This window comes from Kitasatospora sp. NPDC057692, assembly GCF_042799475.1.
In the GTDB taxonomy this organism is placed as follows: Bacteria; Actinomycetota; Actinomycetes; order Streptomycetales; family Streptomycetaceae; genus Kitasatospora.
Genome location: NZ_JBHVIV010000208.1, coordinates 1 through 703 on the forward strand (window position 1 = coordinate 1; position 703 = coordinate 703).

The 703-nt window shown below is 41.1% G+C and carries 1 protein-coding gene; it reads left to right on the plus strand.

Annotated features, from left to right (window positions below):
- Positions 1-142: 142 nt before the first annotated feature.
- Positions 143-541, plus strand: coding sequence for a YopX family protein (locus ACFVFS_RS40840; protein ID WP_017696650.1), 399 nt, complete (start codon positions 143-145; stop codon positions 539-541).
- Positions 542-703: the final 162 nt, after the last annotated feature.

A 703-nucleotide genomic window follows, 5' to 3' on the forward strand; every position in this document is an offset into this window, starting at 1 on the left:
GAGGAGGAAATAGCGTGAATGAAATCGATTATAACGATTGGAAAGCTATGATCAAAAAGCTGAACGAGGGTCAGCCGAGTGTTTTGGATTTGGTTAATGATCAAATTGAGTCCTATGAAAAGGAAAAGGAGAACGAAAACAAATGAACACAGCATACAGAGTTTGGGATGGAGAGCAGATGCATTATTGGGATGATGAGGGAATGGATCTCATTATTACAGCCGTGGGATGGAGATTGTACCGCCATACCGACTCATCACTTCATCTGATTAGGATTGCAGATAGCACACAAAAAAATGCAGCTCTCATGTGGAACACCGGGTTGAAGGATAAGAACGGAAAGATGATTTATGACAATGATTTCATTTTGGATCATAACACTGATACGAAGTTCGTAGTTAAGTATGACAACAAGCAAGCTGGTTTTTATCTTGATATAGGTCTTGGAAATGGTAGTGGTGCTTTTATGGCAGGCGATCTTGAAATCATCGGTGATGTTTACCGAAATACTGAGTTATTGGAGGATGCGGAGAATGTATAAAAAAGCTGTGACGTCAGTCAAAGCCGGAACCCTAAAAGAAGCGTGTGAAAGGATACAAGCGGCGCATGATCTAGGATTCGTGGTAGAGGTTTTTCAATTTGAGAAGGCGAAACCGGATGGGGTTTTCACCCCTAACTTGTTTATGATTGATCTGTTTCTACC

Bases quoted from the DNA above. Each gene is read 5' to 3' on its own strand.
- ACFVFS_RS40840 (WP_017696650.1), top strand. From the start codon at position 143: ATGAACACAGCATACAGAGTTTGGGATGGAGAGCAGATGCATTATTGG.